The sequence below is a fragment of the Ruegeria sp. HKCCD6647-2 genome (assembly GCF_057221075.1).
On the sequence record NZ_JBWVBD010000002.1, the window covers coordinates 410,463 to 435,089 of the forward strand.

The window sequence follows — 24,627 nt, forward strand, 5'->3', positions numbered from 1 at the left end:
CATCAAATATGGGAGGAGACCCCACATGTATGCTCAGATGATCAAAACGGCCGGAACGGGCGTCAAATCCCGCGAGGAGATGACCGAACAGGAACGCGCCTTTCAGGACAAGATCGACGCAGATATCAAGATCGAGCCCAAGGACTGGATGCCCGACGATTACCGTGCGACCCTGATCCGCCAGATCGGCCAGCACGCCCACTCCGAGATCGTGGGACAGTTGCCCGAGGGGAACTGGATCACCCGCGCCCCGACGCTTGAACGTAAGGCGATCCTGTTGGCCAAGGTGCAGGATGAGGCCGGGCACGGGCTTTACCTGTACTGCGCAGCGGAAACGTTGGGTGTCAGCCGCGACGAGATCACCGAGATGCTGCTGGACGGCCGCATGAAATACTCGTCGATCTTCAACTATCCGACGCTCAACTGGGCCGATATCGGCGCGGTCGGCTGGCTGGTCGATGGCGCGGCGATCATGAACCAGGTGCCGCTGCAGCGCACGTCATTTGGGCCGTATTCCCGTGCTATGATCCGCATCTGCAAGGAAGAAAGCTTTCACCAGCGCCAGGGCTATGACGCGATCCGAAAGATGGCGGAAGGCACGCCGGAACAGAAGAAAATGGCACAGGATGCGCTGAACCGGTTCTGGTACCCGTCGCTGATGATGTTCGGGCCATCCGACAAGGACTCGGTTCATTCAGCACAGTCGATGGCGTGGAAGATCAAGATCAACACCAATGACGAGCTGCGCCAGAAATTCGTCGACCAGACGGTCCCGCAGGCCGAATACCTGGGCCTGACAATCCCTGATCCGGATCTGAAATGGAATGAAGAACGCGGGCACTACGATTTCTCAGAGCCCGACTGGTCCGAATTCTTCGACGTCATTAAGGGGAACGGCCCTTGTAACGTGGATCGTCTGGCCGCACGCAACAAGGCCTGGGATGACGGCAAGTGGGTCCGCGACGGACTTCTGGCCCACGCCCGCAAGAAACGCGCCGGAAATCTGGCAGCCGAATAAGCCCACCCTGAGGAGGAAACCCGATGAATAACGAATGGCCCCTGTGGGAGATATTTATCCGCGGTCAACACGGCATGAGCCACCGTCATGTCGGCTCGCTGCACGCGCCTGACGCCGAAATGGCGATCAAGAACGCACGCGACGTCTATACCCGCCGCAACGAAGGCGTTTCGATCTGGGTGGTCGAGGCCAACAACATCTCGGCCTCATCGCCCAGCGACAAAGGCCCGCTGTACGAACCCAGCGAAAGCAAGGTGTACCGCCACCCGACCTTTTTTGACATCCCCGAAGAAGTGGGGGCAATGTGATGACCCGCGACGAAGCTTTCCTGCAATTCCTGCTGCGGATGGGGGACAACACCCTGATCCTGGGCCATCGCGTCAGCGAGTGGTGCGGCCACGCGCCCGTGTTGGAAGAAGACATCGCGCTGGCGAATACCGCGCTGGACCTGATCGGCCAGACGCAGATGTGGCTGGGGCTTGCGGGTGAGATCGACGGCGGCAAAAGCGCCGATGACCTGGCCTTTCTGCGCGACGCCTGGGATTTTCGCAATGTGCTGTTGGTTGAAGTGCCAAACGGTGACTTTGGCCGGACACTGATGCGGCAATTCCTGTTCGATGCGTGGCATTCGATCATGCTGGGGCGGTTGATGAAGTCCTCTGACGATCGCGTCGCCGCCATCGCGGCAAAGGCCAGCAAAGAGGTTGCCTATCACCTCGAACGCTCGGGCGACACTGTCGTCGGGCTGGGTGACGGCACCGAGGAAAGCCAAACACGGATGCAGGAAGCGCTGGATTACCTTTGGCCCTATGTCGGTGAGATGTTCGCCAGCGACGATGTCGATGCCGAGATGGTTGCGGCAGGTATCGCGCCCAATCCGGCCGATTTGCGCGCAGAGTTTGATGCTCTGGTCGAACGGATCCTGAACGACGCAACGCTGACGATCCCCGATAGTCGCTTTGCCCACAAGGGCGGGCGTGACGGGCGCATGCATACGGAACATTTGGGTCACCTTCTGACCCAGATGCAGTGGCTTCAACGCGCCTATCCCGGCGCGACCTGGTAAATCGATGCGTGCCTCGACAGATCAGATCTGGGAATGGCTGGATGCCGTACCCGACCCTGAGATTCCGGTGATTTCGGTCGTCGATCTGGGCATAGTGCGCGATGTGCGCTGGGACGAGAAGACGCTGAAGGTGACGGTAACACCCACCTATTCCGGCTGCCCGGCAACATCCGTCATCAGCATGGACATCGAAACGGCCCTGCGGGACCACGGTATCAGCGATATCCGCATCGAGACCAGTATCTCGCCTGCCTGGACGACAGACTGGCTGAGCGACAAGGGCAAGGAAAAGCTGGAAAAATTCGGCATCGCCCCACCGCAGCCTGCGGGTGGGCCTAGCCGCTGCCCGCGCTGCGGCAGCAAGGCGGTTGAAAAGATCAGCCAGTTTGGCTCGACCCCGTGCAAGGCGCATTGGCGCTGCACCGACTGCCTGGAACCTTTTGACTATTTCAAGTGCATCTGAGGAGGAGCACCGGATGGCACGCTTCCACGACCTGAAAGTCACCGACATCCACAAGACCATCCGCGATGCGGTGGTTGTGACCCTGGAGCCGGTGAACGGAACTGCGGATCAGTTCGATTTCACTGCCGGCCAGTACCTGACCTTCCGCCGTGACTTTGATGGCGAAGAACTGCGCCGGTCTTATTCGATCTGCGCCGGCAAGGACGACGGTGTATTGCAGGTCGGGATCAAGCGGGTGGACGGCGGCGCCTTTTCGAGCTGGGCCAATGCGGATCTCAAAGTCGGAGACATTGTCGAGGCAATGCCGCCCATGGGCAGCTTCCACACCCCGATCGAGCCGTCATCCGACAAGCAATATCTGGGGTTCGCCGGCGGATCGGGGATCACGCCTGTCCTGTCCATCCTGAGGACTGTCCTTGCGCGCGAGCCCAAATCTCAGTTCACGCTTATTTATGCCAACAAAGGCATCAATACGATCATGTTCCGCGAAGAACTTGAAGATCTCAAAAACCTCTATATGGGCCGGCTCAACGTCATCCATATTTTGGAAACTGACGCGCAGGAAATCGATTTGTTTACCGGGCTGGTCACACAGGAAAAATGCGCTGAACTGTTCAAGCACTGGATCGATATCAAGAACGTCGACACGGCCTTCATCTGCGGCCCCGAACCGATGATGCTGGGTATCGCCGCAGCGCTGCGCGAACATGGACTGGGGGACGACCAGATCAAGTTCGAACTCTTCGCCAGCGCTCAGCCCGGTCGCGCCAAGCGCAAAACAACTGCGGCCGATGCGGCGACTCAAGCTAATCAGACCAAAGCATCCATAACGCTGGACGGGTCGACACAGACCATAACCTTACCCAAGGATCAGTCCATTCTGGAAGCCGCCCTGGAAAACGCGATGGACGCGCCCTATGCCTGCAAGGCCGGGGTCTGCTCGACCTGCCGCTGCCGGGTGCTGGAAGGCGAGGTTGAAATGGTCGCAAACCACGCACTTGAAGACTACGAGGTTGAAAAAGGGTATGTCCTGAGTTGTCAGGCCTACCCGGTGACCGACCGCGTTGTCGTCGACTACGACCAGTAAAAAAGGGGAGAGGACCAATGGCCGAAGACATGACAATCGACAGCTATCTGGCTGCGGGCGGCGTTCTGACCAACCCGACCAACGTCCCGCCCCGCTATCGTGCCGAACTGATGAAGCTGATGGCCACATTCGTTGACAGTGAACTGGCCGGTGCCGCCGGGTTTGCCGACGTCATCAACATGGGCCCCGGCATCAAGGAACGCATCGCGGCCGCCAAGATCGTGCTTGAGAAAACCGACAACGCAGATCGCGTTCTGAAGATAATGGGCGAATTCGGCGCTGATACTCAGCGATACGTAACTCATCATCCGTGGACCACCCGGCTAAGCCGGGGCGCAGACATCGGCGCGACCCGTAGCGAGCACGATATGCGCCTTGCGGTCTTCAACTATCCGATCAATGGCTGGACAGATGCGGTAATCATGAACCTGCTGATGAGCCGCGCCGTAGCCGAGCAACTGGCCGAATTCTCGACCATCTCATACCAGCCATTGGCCGAGGCGTTCCGGTCCATCGCCCCGATCGAAGCACACCATGGTGAGCTGGCTCTGGAAGGTGCCGTCAAATTGGCCGAGCAGGGTGAAACCGAGCAGATGCAAAAATCGGTGGAGTACTGGTGGCCGCGCGTGGCGGCAAGCTTTGGCACTGCGAGCGACGAGAAGATGGAGCACCTGAGAAAGCAGGGGCTGCGTCGCCTGAGCGGGTCCGAACTGAAGTCGCGGTGGACGGTCCAGGCGACCCGCGCGGTCAAACAATTGGGTCTGACCGCCCCTGAATGATTAATCCGCGCGGCTGCGACTGATCAGCCCGTATTTCAAGGCAAAAGACCTGAGCGAACGACGTTTGGGCCTTTTCTGCGCAACGGATCGCTTCGCCTGAGCGCCGCCCTGACGGTTGAATTCATAGACGTCGATCACCTTTTCGGCACAACCACAGGCCTCGCCCAAACCGACTTTGGTGAAATAGAACTTGTCGAACCGTTCGGGTGTTTGCATGGGCGCCCTCCTGCCCCCTATTGAACCCCGAAAGACAGGAAAAACCAAATCACATCCGCGCAAGGGAGCCTTTGCCGTCGGTCCCTAAAGGCCATTCAGACCGTCCAGGGTCAGGTCGCTGACAAGCGTAGCATAATTTTTGCGGGCCTCGGCGTCAGCACCCGAGTTCCACATGTAAAACCAGTTCAGCATGCCAAAAACCGACATGGTCGTTGCGCGCAGCTTGGCAGCGTCTTCGCGCAGAACGTTCGGTGCTATATCGGCGAGGATGTCGCTGAGAAAAACCACAAGATCGCGCTGATAGCCGCGCAGCAACCTTTGCTGATCCGCAGGCAGGGCCGAAATGCCCGTGGACTGGACGCGGTGTTCATCGTCCACACCCTGATAAGCCAGCAGAATCTCCCGAACCGCCTTTCGTAGCCGGTCCGGCGCGCTAAGCCCGTCCATATCCAGCCCGCAAATCCCATCACGTAACTGCCGCAAATAGGATTCGAGCATGTCAAAAAGGATGGCATCCTTGCTATCGTAGTAGTGGTAGATGTTAGCCTTGGATATTCCGCACTCGGTTGCCAACTGCGCCATCGAGGCCCGGTCGAACCCTTCACGCGCAAAGACGCGCGCGGCCGATTTCAGAATGCGTTCGCGCTTGTGATCGTGGTCTTTCGCTATCGTACGGGCCAATTCGTGATCTCCGCCTCTGCCTTATTCATTCCGGTTGTCGATGACGCGGCGCGCCTTGCCCTGGCTGCGTTCAACTTCACCCGGGTCGCCTATATTGATCTCGGTCGAAATACCAACGACATCTTTGATCCGGCGGGTCAGCATGCGGACAGCAGCGGTTTTGCTCAGCTCGTCCGCGGCGTCCGGTGTGGCCTCGACATGAATGCGCATCGCATCCATGCGGCCGGCGCGATAGAGTTCGATCTGGTAATATGGCGCAAGCCCACCTGTGGCCAGAACCTGTTCTTCAATCTGGCTTGGGAACACGTTGACACCGCGCAGGATGATCATGTCGTCCGACCGCCCGGTGATCTTTTCCATCCGCCGCATCGACCGCGCCGTGCCCGGCAACAACCGCGTCAGATCGCGGGTACGGTAGCGGATCATCGGCAAGCCTTCCTTGGTCAGAGTGGTAAAGACCAGCTCACCCATTTCTCCGTCAGGCAGCACTTCGCCTGTCTCGGGGTCGATGATTTCGGGGTAGAAGTGATCCTCCCAAATGACCGGGCCGTCTTTGGTTTCCACGCATTCGTTGGCAACGCCCGGCCCCATGATCTCGGACAATCCGTAGATATCGACCGCGTGCATGTCAAAAGCCTGCTCAACCTCGGCCCGCATCGAATCCGTCCACGGCTCGGCACCAAAAACACCAACCTTCAGTGAACAGGCGCGCGGGTCGATCCCGACCTTATGATATTGTTCGAGAATATTGAGCATATAAGACGGCGTCACCATGATCCCGTCCGGTTTGAAATCGGTGATCAGGTCGACCTGTTTTGACGTCTGCCCGCCACTCATCGGGACAACCGTAGCCCCAAGCCTTTCGATCCCGTAATGCGCGCCCAGACCGCCGGTGAACAAGCCGTATCCGTAAGCGTTATGCACCATATCCCCACGGCGCAGACCGCTGGCCCGCAGCGACCGGGCCACCAGATCGGCCCAGTTGTCGATATCGCCCTGAGTGTATCCCACGACGGTCGGCTTGCCGGTCGTTCCCGAGGACGCGTGCACACGGATAATCTGATCTCGCGGAACGGCAAACAGGCCAAATGGATAATTGTCCCGCAGGTCGTTTTTGTAGGTGAATGGGAAACGGCTCAGATCGCTCAGCGTTTGCAGATCGTCGGGATGCACGCCCGTTTCGTCACACCGCTGACGATACATCGGCACATTGTCATAGGCATGGCGCAGCGACCATTTCAGCCGATCCAGTTGCAACGCCCGGATTTCGTCAATCGAGGCGATCTCAATCGGATCGAGATCCGCCTTGTTCGGAGTAAGATCCTTCATGCTATCCCCCTTTTCTCAGGTTTCTTCAAAGACCAAACCGCCAACTGCACGGGAAAAACCCCGAAACTCGGCGATCTTCCGGCCGTCTTGGTTGGTGACTGTCACATCATAGATTCCGCTGCGCCCGGTCAGGCTCTGTTCGGTCGCCAAAGCCGTCAGGCAATCGCCCGCGCGGGCCGGAGCGACATAGCTGATTACGTTATGCTGGGCCACGGTGGACTGGTTGCGGCTGTTGCAGGCAAAGGCAAAGGCGCTGTCGGCCAGCATGAAGGTCACGCCGCCGTGGCAGATGCCATGGCCATTGCAGTGATGATCCTGAACCTCCAGGGTCAGCCTCGCTGTGCCCTCTGCAATATGCGCCAGCTGCATCCCGGCCCATTTCGACGCGTTGTCCCGGCCCCACATGGCAGCAGCTGCTTTTTCTGCGCGATCGTTCGGCGTCATCCTATTTCCCTTGGAACACTGGCGCGCGTTTTTCGAGAAAGGCTGTCACGCCTTCTGCGTAATCCGCGCTTTCGCCGCAGGTTTTCATGGCGTCCGCCTCAAGCTCCAGATGGTCGGACAGGGACGTCGTCGCTGCGGTCTGAATGGTCTGCTTCGTCAACCCAAGTCCCAGCGTCGGACCGTTGGCGAACTGTTCGGTCAGCGCGCGGGCCTCGCTCATCAATTCGGCGTCCGGAATGGCTTTCCAGATCAATCCCCATTGCTCGGCTTGCGTCGCTGGCAACGGCTGACCGGTCAACGCCAATCCCTTGGCGCGCGCCTCGCCCAACAAGTGCGGCAAATGCCAACTTCCGCCGGTATCCGGTATCAGACCGACCTTGGAGAAGGACTGAATGAATTTGGCGGATTCAGCGGCCAACACGACATCGCAGGCCAAGGCGATATTGGCCCCTGCCCCGGCTGCCACTCCGTTCACGGCACAGACGACGGGGAAATCCAGCGAGCGAATCAGCTGCACGAGCGGCGCGTAAAACGTGCGGACCGTGTAGCCCAGATTGGGCGGGCCATCCATTGTCGCAGGATTCCGGTCGCCCAGATCCTGACCGGCGCAGAACCCTCGACCCGCTCCAGTCAACAGAACGGCACGCGCACCGCGATCACGGGCGGCCTCAAGCTCTGCCCGCAAGGCCAGGTGCATTTCATCGGTAAAGCTGTTCAGGCGATCCGGACGGTTCAGGGTGATTTCAACCCATTTTCCGTGATCCTGCGAAAGAATCGTATCAGTCATGCCGAATTCTCTTTGCATAAGTTTCAACAAACTTCTTGCATAAACCGAACGGTTGGTCAATAAATTCTGAGACCCTTGTGACTCGGCCACGTGGAAAGGCTCTGGACCAACATGCCCAGCCCGCCCCTCGCGTCGTTGATAGTTACAAAACGCACTATTAACATGTTCACGACTTACGCTTTTGAGGAGGAGACCCGGTCATGAAATTTTCCAAACTCACCACCCTGCTGGCCTCAGCAACACTGGCGGTATCAGGCACAATCGCGTTTGCTGCCGATTACACCCTGACAATCTCTAGCTGGGCGCCGCCGACCCATGGCATCAACGCAAAGATGTGGCCCAAGTTCGTCGAAATGGTCGAAGAGGCCACCGACGGCCAGGTCACAGCCGAATTGAAACTGGGCATCGCCCCGCCCCCGGCGCAAATGGACCTGATCATGGACGGCGCGGCAGATGCCTCGATCATTTTCCACGGCTACCAACCGGGGCGTTTTGTCACCACCAAACTGATCGAACTGCCAGGCTACGAAGGAACTGCGGAAGAGGCATCCGTTGCTTACTGGCGCGCCTATGACGCACACCTCAAGGCAGCTGACGAACACCGCGGCGTGAAGGTAATTGCGTTGCACACCCACGGTCCAGCGCAATTGCATTCCAGTGCTCCTGTGACCACGCTGGACGAAGTATCCGGCCTCAAGGTCCGTATCCCTGGCGGTGTTGGCGGTGACGTCGGCACGGCACTGGGAGCGACAGGCATTCAGGTTCCGGCCCCCAAAGTCTACGAAACATTGGCGTCCAAAGCGGCGGACGGCGTTGTCATGCCTTTCGAATCCCGCAAAGGCTTCAAGCTGACCGAGGTTGCGCAGAACGTTTATGAATTGCCGGGCGGCCTGTATCGCGGGTCGTTCGCCTTTATCATGAACGAAGACACTTTCGCTGACCTGCCTGAAGACCTGCAACAGGCGCTTGAGGAGAATGTCTTTGGCGAACCGCTCAGCCGGGAAATCGGCAAGATCTGGGATGAGATCGACGCCATCGGACGCGAAGCCACTGAAGCTGCCGAAGGCAACGCGATCAACGCGGCCAGCGATGCAGATCTCGAGAAATTCTCGGCCATCGCCGAAGATATTCGCGGCAAAGTCATCGCGGAAGTGGACGCGACAGGTGTCGACGCACAAGCCGCATATGACATGATCAACTCGGAACTGTCCTCCAACTGATCCAAGCTCCGGGGCGGTTGCCAATTCCGCCCCGGACCACTGCCCGAGGTACCGATGTCTCCCTTTATCCAGCTCATTCGCCGTGCCAGCATTCTTCCGGTGGTCGTGGCCAGCGTTGCGCTTTTCGTCCTGATGGTGATGACGTTTTGCGATGTCATCCTGCGGTCGGTTTTCAATGCGCCGATTGAGGCCGCGACCGAGTTGACCCGTATCCTGATGGCCATCCTGGTGTTTTCTGTCCTGCCCATCGTTTCGACCACAAACGGTCATATCGCGGTGGACCTGACCGACGGTGTATTCAACCGCCTCCACCTGTCCCGCGTGCGCGATCTGGTCATTTATCTGGTCAGCGGAATGATGCTTTACTGGCCTGTTCAGCGCGTATGGGTTCTGGCCGAGCGGGCACGGGATTATGGGGATGTCACCGAATACCTCTCGATCCCGACCTATCTGATCGGCTGGTTCATCACCTTGTCCGTTGCCGTGACTGCCGTGGTGATGATCGCCACCGGCCTGCTGCGTTTCTTTGCCCCTCACATCCTTTCGGAGACCAATTGATGACCGCCGCACTGATCGGATTCGCGATTGTCCTGATCCTTGTCCTGATGCGCCTGCCCATCGTCTTTGCCATGGGTCTGGTTGGAACGCTGGGTTTTGCCTATGAACGTGGCGGATCCATTTTCGACGAACGCGGCCTCAAAGCCGCCATGTCCATGGTGGGGCGTCAGATTACAGACACCGCGCAGGACTATGGCCTGTCGGTGGTGCCGCTGTTCATCCTAATGGGGCTGTTCGTGAACAAGGGCGGCATGGCGCGCGAGCTTTATGCCGTATCCAACGCTTTTCTGGGCCATATGCGCGGCGGTATCGCCATGGCAACGGTTGCTGCTTGCGGTGGGTTTTCGGCGATCTGCGGCTCGTCGCTGGCCACCGCCGCCACCATGTCCAAAGTCGCCATGCCGCAGATGCGCCGCTATGGCTATTCTGATGAGTTGTCGACCGCGTCCATTGCGGCGGGCGGCACACTCGGCATCCTGATCCCACCGTCGGTCATTCTGGTCATCTATGGGTTGCTGACCGAAACCTCGATTGGCAAGCTGTTCATGGCGGGCATCATCCCCGGAATCCTGGGTATTCTGTTCTACCTGTTCGCCGTGCGTTGGACAGTCTGGCGCAACCCCGAGGCCGGTCCTGCAGGCGAACGCTCAAGCTGGGCTGATCGCCTTCGCGCCCTGGGGTCTGTCTGGGCCGTCCTGCTACTATTCTTCCTGGTGATCGGCGGTCTTTATGGTGCGTTTGATTTCGAACCTCTGAACCTGACATTCTCGCCGACCGAAGCCGCCGGCATGGGTGCTGCCGGTGCGTTTCTGATCGCCCTGTTCCGGGGCGGACTGACAGTAGGCTCGACGTTCGAAGTCCTGAAAGAAACCTGCTTTACGGCCTCGGCCCTGTTTGCCGTACTGATCGGCGCACAGATCTTTTCGAATTTCATCAATCTGGCCGGATTGCCCGAGGCGCTGATCGCCCTGGTCACCGCATACGACGTGTCGCCCTTTGTCGTGATACTCATGATCCTCGGCATCTACATCATTCTGGGCTGTGTGTTTGAATCGCTGTCGATGCTACTGCTGACCGTTCCAATCTTTTTCCCGCTGGTCACTTCGCTGGGGTATGACCCAATCTGGTTCGGCATTGTCGTTGTGGTCGTCACCGAGATCTCGCTAATCACTCCACCTGTCGGGCTGAACGTCTTCATCCTGAAAGGCGTGGTCGGAGACGTCTCGACCGGCACGATCTTCCGAGGCGTCACCCCGTTCTGGATCGCCGACATCTTCCGCCTGGCGCTGATCGTACTTGTGCCCATCGTGGTCCTGTACCTGCCTCAGCAGATGGGCGCATTGGGGCACTGAGCCCGACTGACTGAAATTCAACAGGAGGACGCACATGTCCCTGCATCAGATTTCCAGCTTTGCCGCCGGAGCGTGGATTGCGCCCGGATCCGGCGCCCGGACCATCGCCTCGGCCATCACCGGCGCACCCTTTGCCACGGCGGGCAATGCCGATCTCGACGTGCAGGCAATGCTGGACTATGCCCGCAATACCGGTGGACCCGCCCTGCGTGCCATGACCTTCCATCAACGCGCCCGCATGCTGAAGGCGCTGGCACAGGCCCTGTCCGAGCACAAACAGGCGCTGTATGATCTCAGCTTCGAGACCGGGGCCACGCAAAAAGACCACCTGATCGATATCGATGGCGGAATCGGCACCATGTTCGTTTTTGCCTCGAAAGGTCGGCGAGAAATGCCTGACGCGCACGTCTATCTGGATGGCAACATCGAACAGCTGTCGCGCAACGGAACGTTTCTGGGGCAACACATCTGCACCCCGTTGAAAGGCGTCGCGGTACATATCAACGCATTCAACTTCCCGGTCTGGGGCATGCTGGAGAAACTGGCCCCCACCCTGCTGGCCGGGGTGCCTGCCATCGTGAAACCGGCAACAAACAGCTGCTATGTCACCGAGCTGGCCGTGCGGATCATGCTGGACAGCGGTATTCTGCCGGAAGGTGCGCTGCAACTGGTTTCGGGCGGTCTGGGCGATATGTTGGATCGTCTGGGCTGTCAGGATGTGGTCAGCTTCACCGGTTCGGCGGACACGGCGCTGAAACTGCGGCAAACACCGGCAATCGTGCGCAACTCGGTTCGGTTTGTAGCCGAGCAGGACAGCCTGAATGCCTCGATCCTGGGGCCGGACGTGGTCGCGGGCACGCCCGAATTCGACCTGTTTGTCAAGGAAGTCACCCGCGAGATGACCACGAAAGCGGGACAAAAATGCACGGCTATCCGTCGGATAATCGTGCCCAACGCGCAGATACAGGCCGTGATCGACGCGCTGTCCGCTCGGCTGGCTCAGGTCACGATCGGCGACCCGCGGCTTGACACGACACGCATGGGGGCGCTGGTATCGAACGGGCAGAAAGCAGATGTGCTCGCCAAGGCCGACGTGATCGGAAGTGAAGCCGAACGGGTCTTTGGTGACCCCGAGGCATTCAAAATAGAAGGGCCCGACACCGGCGCCTTTGTTCCGCCAATGCTGTTCCACTGTGCCAATCCCGACAACGCCCAGCGCGTCCATGATACCGAGGCTTTTGGCCCGGTTTCGACCATCATGGGGTATCGGGATCTGGATCATGCGGTGGCGCTGGTCAACCGGGGCCAGGGATCGCTGGTCACATCGCTGATCACCCACGACCCGGACGTTGCACGCGAAGTGGTTCTGGGGGCCGCCGCCTATAACGGTCGTATATACATCAATGACCGCGACTCGATGGCGGAATCCACCGGCCATGGCTCGCCTTTGCCGCACATGGTCCATGGCGGACCGGGCCGTGCGGGCGGTGGCGAAGAAATGGGCGGAGTACGTGGCGTTATGCACTATATGCAGCGCACGGCGATTCAGGGCTCGCCCCGTATGCTGTCCGCAATTGGACACAAATGGGTTCCCGGCGCGCCCGAAATCAGTGGCCCGGCGCATCCCTTCACCCGCAAGTTTGGCGAACTGAGCATCGGGGAAACCCTGAACACCGCACCGCGCACCATTACGCTGGAAGACATTGAGCACTTTGCCAATTTTACCGGCGACACATTCTATGCCCATATGGATGAAGACGCGGCGGCACGTAACCCGTTCTTCCCCGGGCGCGTGGCGCATGGCTATCTGCTGCTGAGCTTTGCCGCAGGGATGTTCGTCGAACCGAACGAAGGCCCGGTTCTGGCCAATACCGGACTGGACGGGTTGCGCTTCATGAAGCCGGTCGTCCCGGGCGACAGCATCAAGGTGCGTCTGACAGTCAAGCAGAAGACCCCGCGCAACGACGAATATGGCGAAGTGCGCTGGCACGTCACGCTCACCAATCAGGATGATGAATTGGTGGCAGAATACGAATTGCTGACCATGTGCGCGTGCTGACATCCGGCACACGGGAAATGTGATTTTCTTATTTCCCCGAAAGGGTTAAACTGGCGCGTATGATCAGCCAGGACACGTGGTTCGAAACGGCCGTTGCCGAATTGGCGGACCCGCGGGATCAGCGGGTGTGGTCGATCATCGTGTCTCTCTTCGGCGATCTCGCTCAGGAGCCCGGCGCACAGATCTCCGGCGGAGCGCTTACGCGGGTTATAGAACCTATCGGCATCAAGCCCGAGGCCATCCGTGTCGCGCTGCATCGGCTGCGAAAGGACGGCTGGATCGAAAGCGATCGCATCGGGCGGGTGTCGATGCATTTCCTCACCGATTATGGCCGCACACAATCCGCTGCGGTAACGCCCCGCATCTATGCCCGCAGTTCTGAGCCAAACCGCAAATGGCACTTGTTGATCGCCGAGGACGGAGGCGGTTCGCAGGTGCTGGATGAAATGCTTCTCAGCTACGACTGCACGCCCATCGCCCGCAATGTGGCCCTGGGCCCGGGTCCTGTGCCCGAACAGACCGAAGGCCTGCTGGCGTTTGAGGTTTCGGCCCACACTGCACCGCAATGGGTTCAGGATCGCCTGTGTCCGGCCGATCTGCGCCTTGCGTGCCGGTCTCTTCTGGAAGACGTGCAACGGGCAACGCATACCCGCCCGGCGGATTGGGCAGCCACTCCGGCGCAAAGCGCCACATTGCGTACCTTGTTGGTGCATCGTTGGCGTCGGGTTGTACTGCGTCAACCGGACCTGCCCGCAGTGTTTTTCCCGCCGGACTGGACCGGGCCGGAATGCAGGGATGCCGTGTTCGATCTGCTGGACACCTTGCCCCGCCCAGCGCTGAATTTCCTGAACAGCACGGCGTAACCCGACGGCAGGCTATTCACGGAAGCGTCGAACGGCCTATCCTGAGTGCGGGCAATCCAGCAATGCCGGAGGGAGCCGAACGTGACTGAAACGGATATGCTGATCATCGGCGCCGGTTTTTCGGGGTTGATCATGGCCATCGAGGCCCGCAAGCGCGGGATCACCGATATCACCATTCTTGAAAAAGCTGGTGATGTCGGGGGAACCTGGCGCGAAAACACCTATCCCGGCGTGGCCTGTGACGTGCCCTCTCACCTTTATTCAATGGCCACGCACCTGAACCCGGACTGGAGTCGGGCCTATGCCGGAGGGGCAGAGATTCTCTCCTATCTGCAGCGTGTGGCACGTGCCGAGGGCCTCTATGAGCTTTGCCACTTTCATCAGGAACTGAAATCCGCCCGCTGGAACGGCGCGCGCTGGCTAGTTGAAGCCCGCAACGGACACCGCTGGTCCGCTCGGTTCTTGGTGTCTGCAATTGGCGCGTTGCACATACCGCGTTTTCCGAACATCCTGGGCGCAGACAGTTTCCCCGGCCCCAGCTTTCATTCCGCTGAATGGGAGCATGAAGTCCCCCTGAAAGGCAAGAAGATCGCCGTGATCGGCACCGGCGCTTCGGCGGTGCAATTCGTACCCGAAATCGTCAAATCCGCCCGTCAGGTCACGATTTTTCAACGCAGCGCACCCTATGTGTTGCCGCGACCGGATGGACCGATCGCGCCGTGGATACGTCGACTTTACCGACGGCTGCCAGTCCTGCCACGTGTTCGGCGCCGACTGATTTATACATTGTTCGAATTTCGGCATCGTGTGTTCCGAGGAGAAAAGGGCGCGGTCGAGTTTGCCATGAAGATGTGGCGGAAGGCGCTGGATAGCGCCATCACAGACCCACTGGAACGTAAGAAGCTGACTCCGGACTACCGGATCGGATGTAAGCGTATCCTCAGTTCAAACGACTGGTATCCGGCTCTGGCGCGGGACAATGTCACGGTGATCCCGCATGGTGTTGCGTCAATCGACAAGGACCTCATTACAGCAACCGATGGCTCTCGGTTTCAGGCTGACGTGTTGATCTGGGGCACCGGATTTCACGTCACCGACGCGGTGGAAAGACTGGACATTACCGGAGCCAACGGCCTGACGATCCGCCAGGCTTGGGCAGACGGGATGCAAGCAAATCTGGGAACTGCCATCGCGGGTTTCCCGAATTTCTTTATTCTGCTCGGCCCTCATACCGGTCTGGGTCATAACTCGGTGGTGCTGATGATCGAAGCACAGGTTGCACATATCGGTCGTGTGCTGACTGAAATGGAGGCGCGGCAGTGGTCCGGTATCGCGCCTGATCCCGCAAAACAGGTGGCATTCACGCAGGAAATGCAAGACCGCCACAAAGACAGCATCTGGCAGGCCGGCGGGTGCACGTCCTGGTATCAGGATGCAAACGGACGCAACACGACCCTGTGGCCCGGAACAGTTTCAGAGTTCAAAAAGCGCATGGCGCGATCCGGGCTGGAACAATACCATCCAATCACCCGGCCTACGAATGGAGACGCCTGACATGACGGTACTTCTGACGATCCTCGCCCTGTTTGGCATTTTCTTACTGGGCATGAACCTCTGGACACGCCGCCTGACCCATCAAGGCATGCAGATCGTGCCGCAGCTGGGACAAATCATACCGGTACAGGGTGGACGCATACACTATGTCGAAAGGGGCGATCCGACGAATCCGGCTATTGTAATGATCCACGGGCTATCCGGCCAATTGCAGCACTTTACCTATGCTCTGATGGATGATCTGGCGGATGACTACCACGTCATTGCTGTCGACCGCCCCGGCTGTGGTTACTCAACGCGAGCCTCTGCGGCTCTGGCGACGTTGCCGGAACAAGCCCGCATGATCCACGAGTTCTTGCAGAACAAGGGCATTGAAAGCGCCGTGCTGGTGGGTCACTCGCTGGGCGGAGCAGTAGCGCTGGCCATGGCGCAGAACTATCCCAAAAATACCAAAGCCCTGGCCTTGCTGGCGCCGCTGACGCAGAAAATGCCGTCAACGCCGCCCGTCTTCAAACCCCTGGAGATTCGCACCGGATGGTTGCGCAACCTGATCGGATACACGATCGCGGTGCCCTTGGCGCGAAAAACCGCTCCGCTGGTGCTGAAAGACGTGTTCGCCCCTGAACCTGCGCCAGCGGATTTTCTCGACCGGGCCGGTGGTGCTCTGGGATTGCGGCCCTCTGCCTTTATTACCGCGTCTCAGGATGTCATTGGGGCCGAGGCTAGCATCGAGGCGATAAGTCATGGTTACCAGAACCTTCAGGTCCCCGGCGGCATCCTGTTTGGAGCTGAGGATCCGGTTCTGTCGCCGGATCAACACGGGGCCAAAATGGCGCAATTTGGCTTAACCTGTGAAACGCTGGAGGGCCGTGGGCACATGATTCCGATTACTGCCCCCGAAGCGTGTGCAGCCTTTGTCCGCAAGGTCGCGCAAAGCACTTTGTCGGATCAGACACGGTCTGATCAGGCCTGCACTTAGCTGGTTCAAGAATCCCCCAAGACTTGCACTTTTCCCTCTTGACCCTCCTGCGCCCCTCCCTTACATCGCCTTTCACTCGTGGCGGAGTAGCTCAGTTGGTTAGAGCAGCGGAATCATAATCCGCGTGTCGGGGGTTCAAGTCCCTCCTCCGCTACCAAAATTCCCCAAAAAGTTTACAGTTACGCCTAAGGTGGCGGGGCCTTCGATTGAAATGCCCGTGCGCAGGCGTTGACGCCACTCATTTGGCGGCGTCGAGGCACTGCACGTTTTATTGATCAGCCGGGTCTCCCACACACGCTGGAGTAACTTGCACAAAACCTAATCCGACAAAAAAACTCAGGTTGACATAGCTGAGTGTTTCTCTCAGATATTATCGCGCTCACTCCCCGAAACCTCGTGGGAATCGAATCCCGATTTGACAGGAAAGATCGAACCTTATGACCAAGTTTTTCGCGGCAACCAGCGCCATGACGCTTTGCATTGCGACGGCGGCTGTAGCCGAAGCGCCGTCCAAAGCTGATGTATTGAACACATATGCCGACATTGCCGAAGCAAAATACGAGGACAGCCTGATAACCGCCCAAAAGCTGCAATCAGCCGTCGAAGCTCTGATCGCAGATCCATCGGACGCAACTCTGAACCAGGCACGCGCAGCGTGGATTGCGGCCCGCGTACCCTATCAGCAAACGGAAGTTTATCGCTTTGGCAACGCTATCGTCGACGATTGGGAAGGCAAGGTAAACGCCTGGCCGCTGGATGAAGGCCTGATCGATTACGTGGATGCGTCTTACGGTGGTCCGAGTGACGAGAACGAATTCGCCGTTCTGAACGTTATCGCGAACCCCAGCTTCGAGCTGTCGGGAGAGACCATTGACGCCAACGAAATCACGCCGGAACTTCTGTCCGAAACTCTGCACGAGGCCGATGGGATCGAAGCGAATGTCGCCACCGGTTATCATGCCATCGAATTTCTTCTTTGGGGTCAGGACCTGAATGGCCACAGCGAAGGCGCCGGCGACCGCCGCTGGACTGATTACGCCAAGGGCGAGAAATGCACGGGCGGCAATTGCGAACGCCGCGCTCAGTACCTGAGCGCTGCCACCGATCTGCTGATCAGCGACCTGGAGTGGATGGCCGCCCAGTGGCAGCAAGGCGGCGAAGCGCGCGCAGCACTGGCTGCCAACGAAGATGCGGGTGTTGCCGCGATCCTGACCGGCATGGGCTCGCTGTCCTACGGCGAACAGGCGGGAGAGCGGATGCGTCTGGGCCTGATGCTGAACGACCCCGAAGAAGAGCATGATTGCTTTGCCGACAATACGCACAACAGCCATTACTATGACGGGCTGGGTATTCAGAATGTCTATCTTGGAAACTATACGCGCGTAGATGGCTCTCCGGTCTCTGGTGCTTCTCTGTCAGATCTGGTTGCCACAACTGATCCGGTACTGGATGCCGAGATGAAGACAAAGCTGTCGGCTACAATGCGAGCGCTTGGCCGCATCAAATCGACCGCCGAGGCCGGCTTTGCCTACGATCAGATGCTCGAACGCGGCAATGCCGGCGGTGAAGCGCTGATCATGGCAGGTGTTGACGGTCTGGTCGATCAAACCAAGACCATCGAGCGCATCGTCAGCACGCTGAAACTGGATCAGATCGAGTTTGAAGGCTCCGACAGTCTGGATAACCCCGACGCGGTGTTCCACTAAACAATGCACCGCTGCTTCGGAGGCGCGAACATGCGCCTCCGATACTCAAATCACAAAAGTTTGGATTGCCAGACTGGACCTCAGCCCAATAACCTAGTAAATAAGTAGGATATGTAAAACTGGTCGAATCGCCATGATCGTTTGCCATTGCACCAATATCTCGGACCACGATATCCGTGCCGCCATCGACTGGATGCGGACATCCGATCCGCAGGCGATCATTACCCCTGGCAAAATCTACCATGCCCTTGGAAAATCAGCGGATTGTGGCGGATGCATGCCCCTTTTCCTAGACACCATGAAGTCAGATGATAACCTGCAAGTGCCAATGCAACTGCGCGCCCTGCGCACCGCAGTAACACAGGAGAGTGTCAATGAAGGGCGATCCCAAGGTCATAGAATATCTCAACAAATCACTGCGGCATGAGCTGACGGCCGTCAGCCAGTACTGGCTCCATTATCGGTTGCAGGAAGACTGGGGTCTGGGCCACATGGCCAAGAAAAGCCGCGAGGAATCCATCGAGGAAATGGGCCACGCAGACAAGCTGATCGAACGGATCATTTTCCTGGAAGGCCACCCGAATCTGCAAAAGCTGGACCCGTTGCGGATCGGTCAGACACCGAAAGAAACTCTGGAATGTGATCTGGCAGCCGAAAACGACGCGCGTGCTCTTTACGTCGAAGCGCGAGAGTACTGCCGCGAGGCCGGTGATTATGCCTCGATGTCTTTGTTCGAGGATTTGATCCGCGATGAAGAAGGTCACATCGATTTTCTCGAAACGCAGCTCGATCTTTACGAAAGGATTGGCGAAGCCAATTATGCGCAACTCAACGCCTCGAAAATGGACGAAGGCGAATAGCCTTCTGTTAGTGGTGGCCGTGAATGCGGCCACCCCCGCCCTGTCAGCCGAGCTGCAGGACCTTCACCTGAACACCCTTCCCCGTACCGAAGAAGAAAAAGCCCGAATTTCGGACGTAACTTCCGCACCCGACGATTTTTCTGTCCACCAACGGTTCGAAGAGTTGTCGGCAGGCGCCGCAACGGTTCGTGTGCGCACGGATACGGATGCGTTTTCGCAACCCTCCGCCAATATCACATTTGAGCAGGAGCTGGACTTCAAGGTCGGCAACGGGCTGTTCCAAAAAATCTGGGTGTCATCCCCGTCATCGACGAAGGCCTCAGACGGGCTCGGCCCGCTTTACAATGCGCGCTCCTGCCAGCGGTGCCATATCAAGGACGGACGCGGGCATACACCAAATGGGCCGGATAACAACGCGATCTCCATGTTCCTCCGGGTCTCAGTCCCCGGCGTGCCCGAGGATGCGCCCGCGGAAATCGAAGACTACATCGCCACCCGGCCCGAGCCCAATTACGGCGGGCAAATGCAGGACTTCGCTCTGGCAGGTCACCCCGCCGAATACCGGTTGGGTATCACTTACGAAGAGATTCCGATGGAATTGCCCGGCGGTGAAATGGTTTTCCTGCGCAACCCGACTTACACACCGGCCGATCTGGGCTATGGGCCACTTCATCCGGATGCGATGCTCAGCCCACGCGTGGCGCCGCAGATGATCGGTTTGGGGTTACTGGAGGCAATCCCGGTCGACGATCTGCTGGCCAATGCCGATCCTGATGACTCGGATGGTGACGGCATCTCGGGCCGACCTAACATCGTATGGTCCGTTGAATTCGACCAACCCATGATGGGTCGGTTCGGACACAAGGCCGGGATGCCCACGGTGATGGAGCAATCCGCCGCCGCCTTTGCCGGCGACATCGGCATTTCCAGCCCGCTTTATCCGGTGCCTTTCGGTGATTGCACCGAAGCGCAGACCGACTGTGTCAACGCCCCGCATGGGGATCAGGACGATCGCGTGTTCGAAATTGACAAAACCGGCATGGATCTGGTTGCGTTCTACAGCCGCAATCTGGGGGTTCCGGCGCGTCGGGTTGTGGACAATCCACAGGTCCTGCATGGCAAGAAAGTGTTTCACGAAACAGGGTGCGCCGCTTGCCACACGCCCGCGTTCGTCACGCACAGAATGCCGGATCGCCCGGAACACAGTTTTCAGCTGATTTGGCCTTATACCGACCTGTTGCTGCACGACATGGGCGAAGGTTTGGCCGACAACCGCCCCGAGGCCCGCGCAACAGGGCGGGAATGGCGCACGCCTCCGCTTTGGGGTATCGGCCTGACCGAGCGTGTGTCCGGACATACTCAGTTCCTGCATGATGGCCGCGCCCGGTCACTACTCGAAGCGATCCTGTGGCACGGGGGTGAAGCTCAGGTCGCCCGCGACACTGTCGTTTCGATGCCCAAGGCCGACCGCGACGCTCTGATCCGATTTCTCGAAAGCCTCTGACCTATGCGCATAATCAGCATTCTAGCCGCGCTGCTGTTGCCCTTGTCTGCCATGGCTCAGGATCATGCCCCGATCCTGAACGACGTGACGGAAAATCATGTCCTGCCGAAGTTTGCGCAATTGGCCGACGACGCGCGACAGCTTCAATCTGCCGCCGCGAACGATTGTGCGCCGAACTCTCCGGAGTTGCGTGCAGACTTCGGTGCAGCATTTGACAGCTGGATTTCCGCCAGCCACCTGCGCTTTGGCCCGACTGAAAAAGATGAACGCGCCTTTGCTCTGGCATTTTGGCCCGACACCAAAGGATTTACCCCTAAATCCCTGTCGCAACTGATCACGGATGAAGATGCGACCGCAAGTGAGCCCCAGGCGTTTGCCGCCACATCCATTGCCAGCCGCGGCTTTTTCGCATTGGAGCTCATGCTTTACGACCCGGAATTTGTGGCCAGGGGGCGTGACACTTATCGTTGCGCTTTGATCCGGGCCATCGCGGGCGACATTGTTCGCAATGCCACCGCCATGAACGACGATTGGCAAACCTATGCGTTCAAGCTCACGCAACCCGGGTCGAACGGCCCCTATCGGACTGAAAAAGAAGCTTTGCAAGAGCTGTTCAAAGCCCTGAGCAGCGGGCTGCAATTCACTGCCGAAACTCGACTAGGCCGCCCTCTTGGAACGTTTGACCGACCACGCCCCAAGAGAGCCGAGGCGCGGCGCTCCAAACGATCCACACGCCACGTGGAACTTTCTCTGGTTGCATTACGCGATCTGGCTGCGCGGTTGTCCATCGATCATCCGAACATCGCGGGCGACCTTGACGCCGGTTTTGATAAGGCACTTGATCGCGCCCGTTCCTTGGGTGACCCATCATTTGCGGGTGTAGACACTCCGCATGGACGATTGCGGGTCGAGGCACTACAGCAGTCGATCAACGATATCCGCACGATAGTAGCCAATGACCTCGGTCCGACGCTGGGTATCAGTGCCGGTTTCAATTCGCTTGACGGAGACTGAGCCATGACCACGCGTCGACATTTCCTGGCCGGCCTGGCCGCCGCATCATTCGCACCTATCCGGGGATGGTCAGCTGTTGGCGCACCCGCATTTCTGGCCGCAGCGCTCTTTCCTGATGGTTCCTACCGGCTGGCCGGGCTGGATTCCGGCGGAACGATACTGTTTTCGGTGCCCCTTCCCGCCCGTGGCCACGCCGCGGCGGCTCATCCGCACCGTGCGTTGGCCATAGCCTTCGCCCGCCGTCCGGGAACCTTTGGGCAGGTGATCGATTGTGCCGCAGGACGAATACTCGAACAAATCCATGCCCCGGCTGGGCGCCATTTCTACGGCCACGGCGTATTCTCATCCGACGGCACCCGGTTCTTTACGACCGAAAACGACTTTGATGCTGGGGCTGGTGTGATCGGCGTTTGGGAAACCGACAGCTACAAGCGGTTGGGTGAATTCTCATCCGGCGGTATCGGGCCCCACGACATTCGACTTATGCCGGACCAGGACACTCTGGTCATCGCGAATGGCGGCATCGAAACCCACCCCGACACGGGCCGGAGCAAGTTGAATCTGCCCACAATGCAACCGAACGTGACTTTTGCCAGCCTGTCAGGGGTCGTACGAGAGCAGGTGAAGTTGCCCGCCTCCTTGCGCAAGAACTCGATCCGACATCTTGCCGTGCACCGCGATGGCTTGGTGGGTTTTGCGATGCAGTGGCAGGACAACCAGACCGAGCATCCGCCCTTGTTGGGCCTGCATCGCCGGGGTGCGACGCCACGCCTTTTGACGGCACCGGAAAGCGAACAAACCACATTGCGAGGTTACGCAGGCAGCATCGCCTTCTCCGCAGACGGAAATACCATTGCCATCACTTGCCCGCGCGGCAACGCATTGCACCGGTTTGACGTATCAGGCGGCGCGTTTACCGGTGCGTTCCAACTGGAGGATGTCTGCGGTCTCGGCACCGGTCCGGATGGGTTTGTTTTTACCACCGGCACCGGCCAATTCGGGGTTTTGGGTCGCAACCGCCCGACGGCATTGGCCCATCTGGATTGCCACTGGGATAACCACCTGATCCCGATAGGCTGATTCAGGTAAAGTTCGGCAAAGCCAGTTGCATAGATTACACTTGGAAGAATCAAACTCCTGCCGTATTGGCGGGCGCGAACTCGGACATCCGAACGGCAAGGACTGACTTGATTGAAACAGACGCCTGACGCACCGCATTCCATCTACGGGGTTGAGAAATGGGGCAAAGGCCTCATCGAGGTGACGGAGCAGGGCGAGATCGGTCTGCGCAACCCGATGGCGCCAGAGGCGGCTGCGATTAGTCTGCCGGGCATTCTCAGCGATCTGGACGAACGTGGCATCAAAGCCCCGATGATCCTGCGCGTCAGCTCCTATCTGGAAAACGAAATCGCGCATATCAACGAGAGCTTCGCCGAAGCAATAACGCGCACCGGATACAATGGCCACTACCGCGGCGTGTTCCCGATCAAGGTGAACCAACAGGCGCAAGTGGTCGACCGGATCGTCGAGTTCGGTCAGAAGTATAACTATGGGCTCGAAGCTGGGTCCAAACCCGAACTGGTGGTGGCGCTTGCCCACCGCCTGGCCCCCGAGGCGCTGATCGTCTGCAACGGCGTCAAGGATGCCGAGTTCATCCAGCTCGCGATCCTCAGCCGCAAGATCGGCTTCAACACAGTCATCGTGCTGGAAAGCCCGAAAGAGGCGGACACGGTGATCGAGGTCTATAACGAACTTGGCATTGAACCCCTGATCGGCGTGCGGGTGAAATTGACCAATCAGATCAGCGGCAAGTGGGAAGAAAGCTCGGGCGACCGCTCGGCATTCGGCATGAACACCGATCAACTTGTCGCTACGGTGGACAAGCTGAGCGCGGCTGGCCTGCTGCATTGCCTGAAACTGCAGCACTCGCACCTGGGCAGCCAGGTGCAGGACGTCAACGACGTGCGCCGTGCGGTCGGCGAGGCTTGTCGCTATTACACCGAACTGACGCGTGAAGGCGTGCCGCTAACTCACCTTGACCTCGGCGGCGGTATGGGCGTGGACTATACCGGCGAAAAGAAGGCCGCCGAAAACTCGATCAATTACACGGTCGAAGAATACTGTGCCAACGTCGTCGAAACGGTGGCCTATGCGATGGATGAAGCAGAAATAGCCCACCCCACTCTGGTTACCGAAAGCGGCCGTGCGGTTGTGGCGACCTCTTCGATGCTGGTGTTCAACGTGTTGGAAAGCACGCTGTATGACGCGCCCAACGGCCCCGAGGTCGAACCGGACGATCACCACATGGTTTCGGACCTCGCATTGGTGCACACGTATCTTTCCCGTGATCGACTCCAGGAATGCTGGAACGACGCCACCTTCTATCGCAACGAACTGCGCGCCCTGTTCCGCCGGGGCTACGTCGACCTACGCCAAATGGCCCGGGGCGAACGCATCTATTTGTCGCTGATGGCGCGCCTCAAGGCGCTGGCTGCCAGCGATGATCTGGAAACAGATGTGGACGATCAGCTTGAGAAGGTGGCCGATATTTACCACTGCAATTTCTCGTTGTTCCAGTCGCTGCCGGATGTCTGGGCCATCGACCAGCTACACCCGATCGTTCCACTACAGGGCTTGAACCAGAACCCGGATCGCCGCGCGGTGTTGTCCGACATCACCTGCGACAGCGACGGCAAGATCGATCGGTTCATCCTGGCCGACGGCGTCTCACCCAGCTTGCCGGTGCATTCCCTGCCCGAGGACCAAGAATACTTCATGGGCGTTTTCTTCGTCGGTGCCTATCAGGAAACGCTGGGCGATCTGCACAACCTTTTTGGTGACACCAACGTCGTCACCATCGACCTGCGCGCCGATGGCGGCTTTGACTTGCTGCATGAACAGGAAGGCGACACGATTTCCGAGGTCCTCTCCTATGTCGAGTTCGACCCGCAGGACTGCGTCGCCGCCTTCCGCAAAATGGTGGACGAAGCGATCTCGACCGGTACTCTGAAAGCCAAGGACCGCAAAACCCTGATGAGCGCCTATCGCGACTCGATCAACGGCTACACCTATTACGAATAACCCCCTG

The 24,627-nt window shown here is 58.8% G+C and carries 25 protein-coding genes and 1 tRNA gene; 21 read left to right on the top strand and 5 right to left on the bottom strand.

Features of this window, described 5'->3' with window-relative positions:
• The first annotated feature begins 25 nt into the window (after window positions 1-25).
• From paaA to AC2TDJ_RS08080, 6 genes are read left to right on the top strand one after another with little or no spacing between them, the layout of a single operon-like run.
• The gene (gene paaA / locus AC2TDJ_RS08055) at window positions 26-1,018 is read left to right on the top strand and encodes a 1,2-phenylacetyl-CoA epoxidase subunit PaaA (protein ID WP_480841001.1); all 993 of its coding nucleotides are present in this window, start codon (window positions 26-28) and stop codon (window positions 1,016-1,018) included.
• A 23-nt stretch (window positions 1,019-1,041) separates the two neighbouring features.
• Window positions 1,042-1,326, top strand: a complete 285-nt coding sequence (paaB, locus tag AC2TDJ_RS08060) for a 1,2-phenylacetyl-CoA epoxidase subunit PaaB (RefSeq protein ID WP_170404692.1) — start codon at window positions 1,042-1,044, stop codon at window positions 1,324-1,326.
• Window positions 1,326-2,084, top strand: a complete 759-nt coding sequence (gene paaC, locus AC2TDJ_RS08065; RefSeq protein WP_480841003.1) for a 1,2-phenylacetyl-CoA epoxidase subunit PaaC — start codon at window positions 1,326-1,328, stop codon at window positions 2,082-2,084. The genes paaB and paaC overlap by 1 nt, the downstream gene beginning before the upstream one ends.
• Window positions 2,085-2,088: 4 nt before the next feature.
• Window positions 2,089-2,547, top strand: coding sequence for a 1,2-phenylacetyl-CoA epoxidase subunit PaaD (gene paaD, locus AC2TDJ_RS08070; RefSeq protein WP_480841005.1), 459 nt, complete (start codon window positions 2,089-2,091; stop codon window positions 2,545-2,547).
• Window positions 2,548-2,560: 13 nt separating this feature from the next.
• Entirely contained in the window at window positions 2,561-3,634 is a 1,074-nt protein-coding gene (locus tag AC2TDJ_RS08075) for a 2Fe-2S iron-sulfur cluster-binding protein (protein WP_480841007.1), read from the top strand.
• Between the two features lie 17 nt (window positions 3,635-3,651).
• Window positions 3,652-4,413, top strand: coding sequence for a Phenylacetic acid catabolic protein (locus AC2TDJ_RS08080; protein ID WP_480841009.1), 762 nt, complete (start codon window positions 3,652-3,654; stop codon window positions 4,411-4,413).
• Here AC2TDJ_RS08080 and AC2TDJ_RS08085 read toward each other — a convergent pair whose 3' ends face one another.
• The 5 genes from AC2TDJ_RS08085 to paaG all read right to left on the bottom strand — a co-directional run bounded on the left by AC2TDJ_RS08085 (window position 4,414) and on the right by paaG (window position 7,870).
• A complete protein-coding gene (locus AC2TDJ_RS08085; RefSeq protein WP_480841011.1) occupies window positions 4,414-4,629 on the bottom strand; it encodes a hypothetical protein in 216 nt (71 codons plus the stop codon).
• Between the two features lie 84 nt (window positions 4,630-4,713).
• Window positions 4,714-5,310, bottom strand: a complete 597-nt coding sequence (locus AC2TDJ_RS08090; protein ID WP_480841013.1) for a TetR/AcrR family transcriptional regulator — start codon at window positions 5,308-5,310, stop codon at window positions 4,714-4,716.
• Between the two features lie 21 nt (window positions 5,311-5,331).
• On the bottom strand, window positions 5,332-6,639 hold the full coding sequence (gene paaK, locus AC2TDJ_RS08095; RefSeq protein ID WP_480841015.1) for a phenylacetate--CoA ligase PaaK: 1,308 nt from the start codon (window positions 6,637-6,639) through the stop codon (window positions 5,332-5,334).
• Window positions 6,640-6,654: 15 nt separating this feature from the next.
• A complete protein-coding gene (paaI, locus tag AC2TDJ_RS08100) occupies window positions 6,655-7,083 on the bottom strand; it encodes a hydroxyphenylacetyl-CoA thioesterase PaaI (protein WP_480841017.1) in 429 nt (142 codons plus the stop codon).
• Between the two features lies 1 nt (window position 7,084).
• A complete protein-coding gene (gene paaG, locus AC2TDJ_RS08105) occupies window positions 7,085-7,870 on the bottom strand; it encodes a 2-(1,2-epoxy-1,2-dihydrophenyl)acetyl-CoA isomerase PaaG (protein ID WP_480841019.1) in 786 nt (261 codons plus the stop codon).
• Between the two features lie 200 nt (window positions 7,871-8,070).
• On the opposite strand from paaG, the gene AC2TDJ_RS08110 reads away from it, so the two are divergent.
• The 15 genes from AC2TDJ_RS08110 (at window position 8,071) to speA (ending at window position 24,620) form a co-directional block, all read left to right on the top strand.
• Window positions 8,071-9,090: a TRAP transporter substrate-binding protein gene (locus AC2TDJ_RS08110; RefSeq protein WP_480841020.1), complete on the top strand. Its 1,020-nt coding sequence runs from the start codon at window positions 8,071-8,073 to the stop codon at window positions 9,088-9,090.
• Window positions 9,091-9,144: 54 nt separating this feature from the next.
• A complete protein-coding gene (locus AC2TDJ_RS08115; protein ID WP_480841022.1) occupies window positions 9,145-9,648 on the top strand; it encodes a TRAP transporter small permease in 504 nt (167 codons plus the stop codon).
• Window positions 9,648-11,000, top strand: a complete 1,353-nt coding sequence (locus tag AC2TDJ_RS08120; protein WP_480841024.1) for a TRAP transporter large permease — start codon at window positions 9,648-9,650, stop codon at window positions 10,998-11,000. The genes AC2TDJ_RS08115 and AC2TDJ_RS08120 overlap by 1 nt, the downstream gene beginning before the upstream one ends.
• Window positions 11,001-11,034: 34 nt before the next feature.
• Window positions 11,035-13,059 (top strand): phenylacetic acid degradation bifunctional protein PaaZ, encoded by a 2,025-nt coding sequence (gene paaZ, locus AC2TDJ_RS08125; RefSeq protein ID WP_480841026.1) that lies wholly within the window; start codon window positions 11,035-11,037, stop codon window positions 13,057-13,059.
• 59 nt (window positions 13,060-13,118) lie between these two features.
• Window positions 13,119-13,922, top strand: a complete 804-nt coding sequence (locus AC2TDJ_RS08130; RefSeq protein WP_480841028.1) for a PaaX family transcriptional regulator C-terminal domain-containing protein — start codon at window positions 13,119-13,121, stop codon at window positions 13,920-13,922.
• An 81-nt stretch (window positions 13,923-14,003) separates the two neighbouring features.
• Complete coding sequence (locus AC2TDJ_RS08135; protein WP_480841030.1) at window positions 14,004-15,476, top strand: flavin-containing monooxygenase; 1,473 nt, start codon at window positions 14,004-14,006, stop codon at window positions 15,474-15,476.
• A gap of 1 nt (window position 15,477) precedes the next feature.
• On the top strand, window positions 15,478-16,455 hold the full coding sequence (locus AC2TDJ_RS08140; RefSeq protein WP_480841032.1) for an alpha/beta fold hydrolase: 978 nt from the start codon (window positions 15,478-15,480) through the stop codon (window positions 16,453-16,455).
• Window positions 16,456-16,535: 80 nt separating this feature from the next.
• Window positions 16,536-16,612, top strand: a tRNA-Met gene (locus tag AC2TDJ_RS08145).
• A gap of 280 nt (window positions 16,613-16,892) precedes the next feature.
• Window positions 16,893-18,161 (top strand): imelysin family protein, encoded by a 1,269-nt coding sequence (locus tag AC2TDJ_RS08150; protein ID WP_480841034.1) that lies wholly within the window; start codon window positions 16,893-16,895, stop codon window positions 18,159-18,161.
• A gap of 133 nt (window positions 18,162-18,294) precedes the next feature.
• A complete protein-coding gene (locus tag AC2TDJ_RS08155) occupies window positions 18,295-18,588 on the top strand; it encodes a (2Fe-2S)-binding protein (RefSeq protein WP_480841036.1) in 294 nt (97 codons plus the stop codon).
• Window positions 18,536-19,021, top strand: coding sequence for a bacterioferritin (gene bfr, locus AC2TDJ_RS08160; RefSeq protein ID WP_480841038.1), 486 nt, complete (start codon window positions 18,536-18,538; stop codon window positions 19,019-19,021). Before AC2TDJ_RS08155 ends, bfr begins: the two co-directional genes overlap by 53 nt.
• A gap of 13 nt (window positions 19,022-19,034) precedes the next feature.
• Window positions 19,035-20,525, top strand: coding sequence for a di-heme oxidoreductase family protein (locus AC2TDJ_RS08165; protein ID WP_480841443.1), 1,491 nt, complete (start codon window positions 19,035-19,037; stop codon window positions 20,523-20,525).
• A gap of 3 nt (window positions 20,526-20,528) precedes the next feature.
• The gene (locus AC2TDJ_RS08170) at window positions 20,529-21,539 is read left to right on the top strand and encodes an imelysin family protein (RefSeq protein ID WP_480841040.1); all 1,011 of its coding nucleotides are present in this window, start codon (window positions 20,529-20,531) and stop codon (window positions 21,537-21,539) included.
• A gap of 3 nt (window positions 21,540-21,542) precedes the next feature.
• Window positions 21,543-22,619: a DUF1513 domain-containing protein gene (locus AC2TDJ_RS08175; protein ID WP_480841042.1), complete on the top strand. Its 1,077-nt coding sequence runs from the start codon at window positions 21,543-21,545 to the stop codon at window positions 22,617-22,619.
• A gap of 111 nt (window positions 22,620-22,730) precedes the next feature.
• Window positions 22,731-24,620 (top strand): biosynthetic arginine decarboxylase, encoded by a 1,890-nt coding sequence (gene speA / locus AC2TDJ_RS08180; RefSeq protein WP_480841044.1) that lies wholly within the window; start codon window positions 22,731-22,733, stop codon window positions 24,618-24,620.
• Window positions 24,621-24,627: the final 7 nt, after the last annotated feature.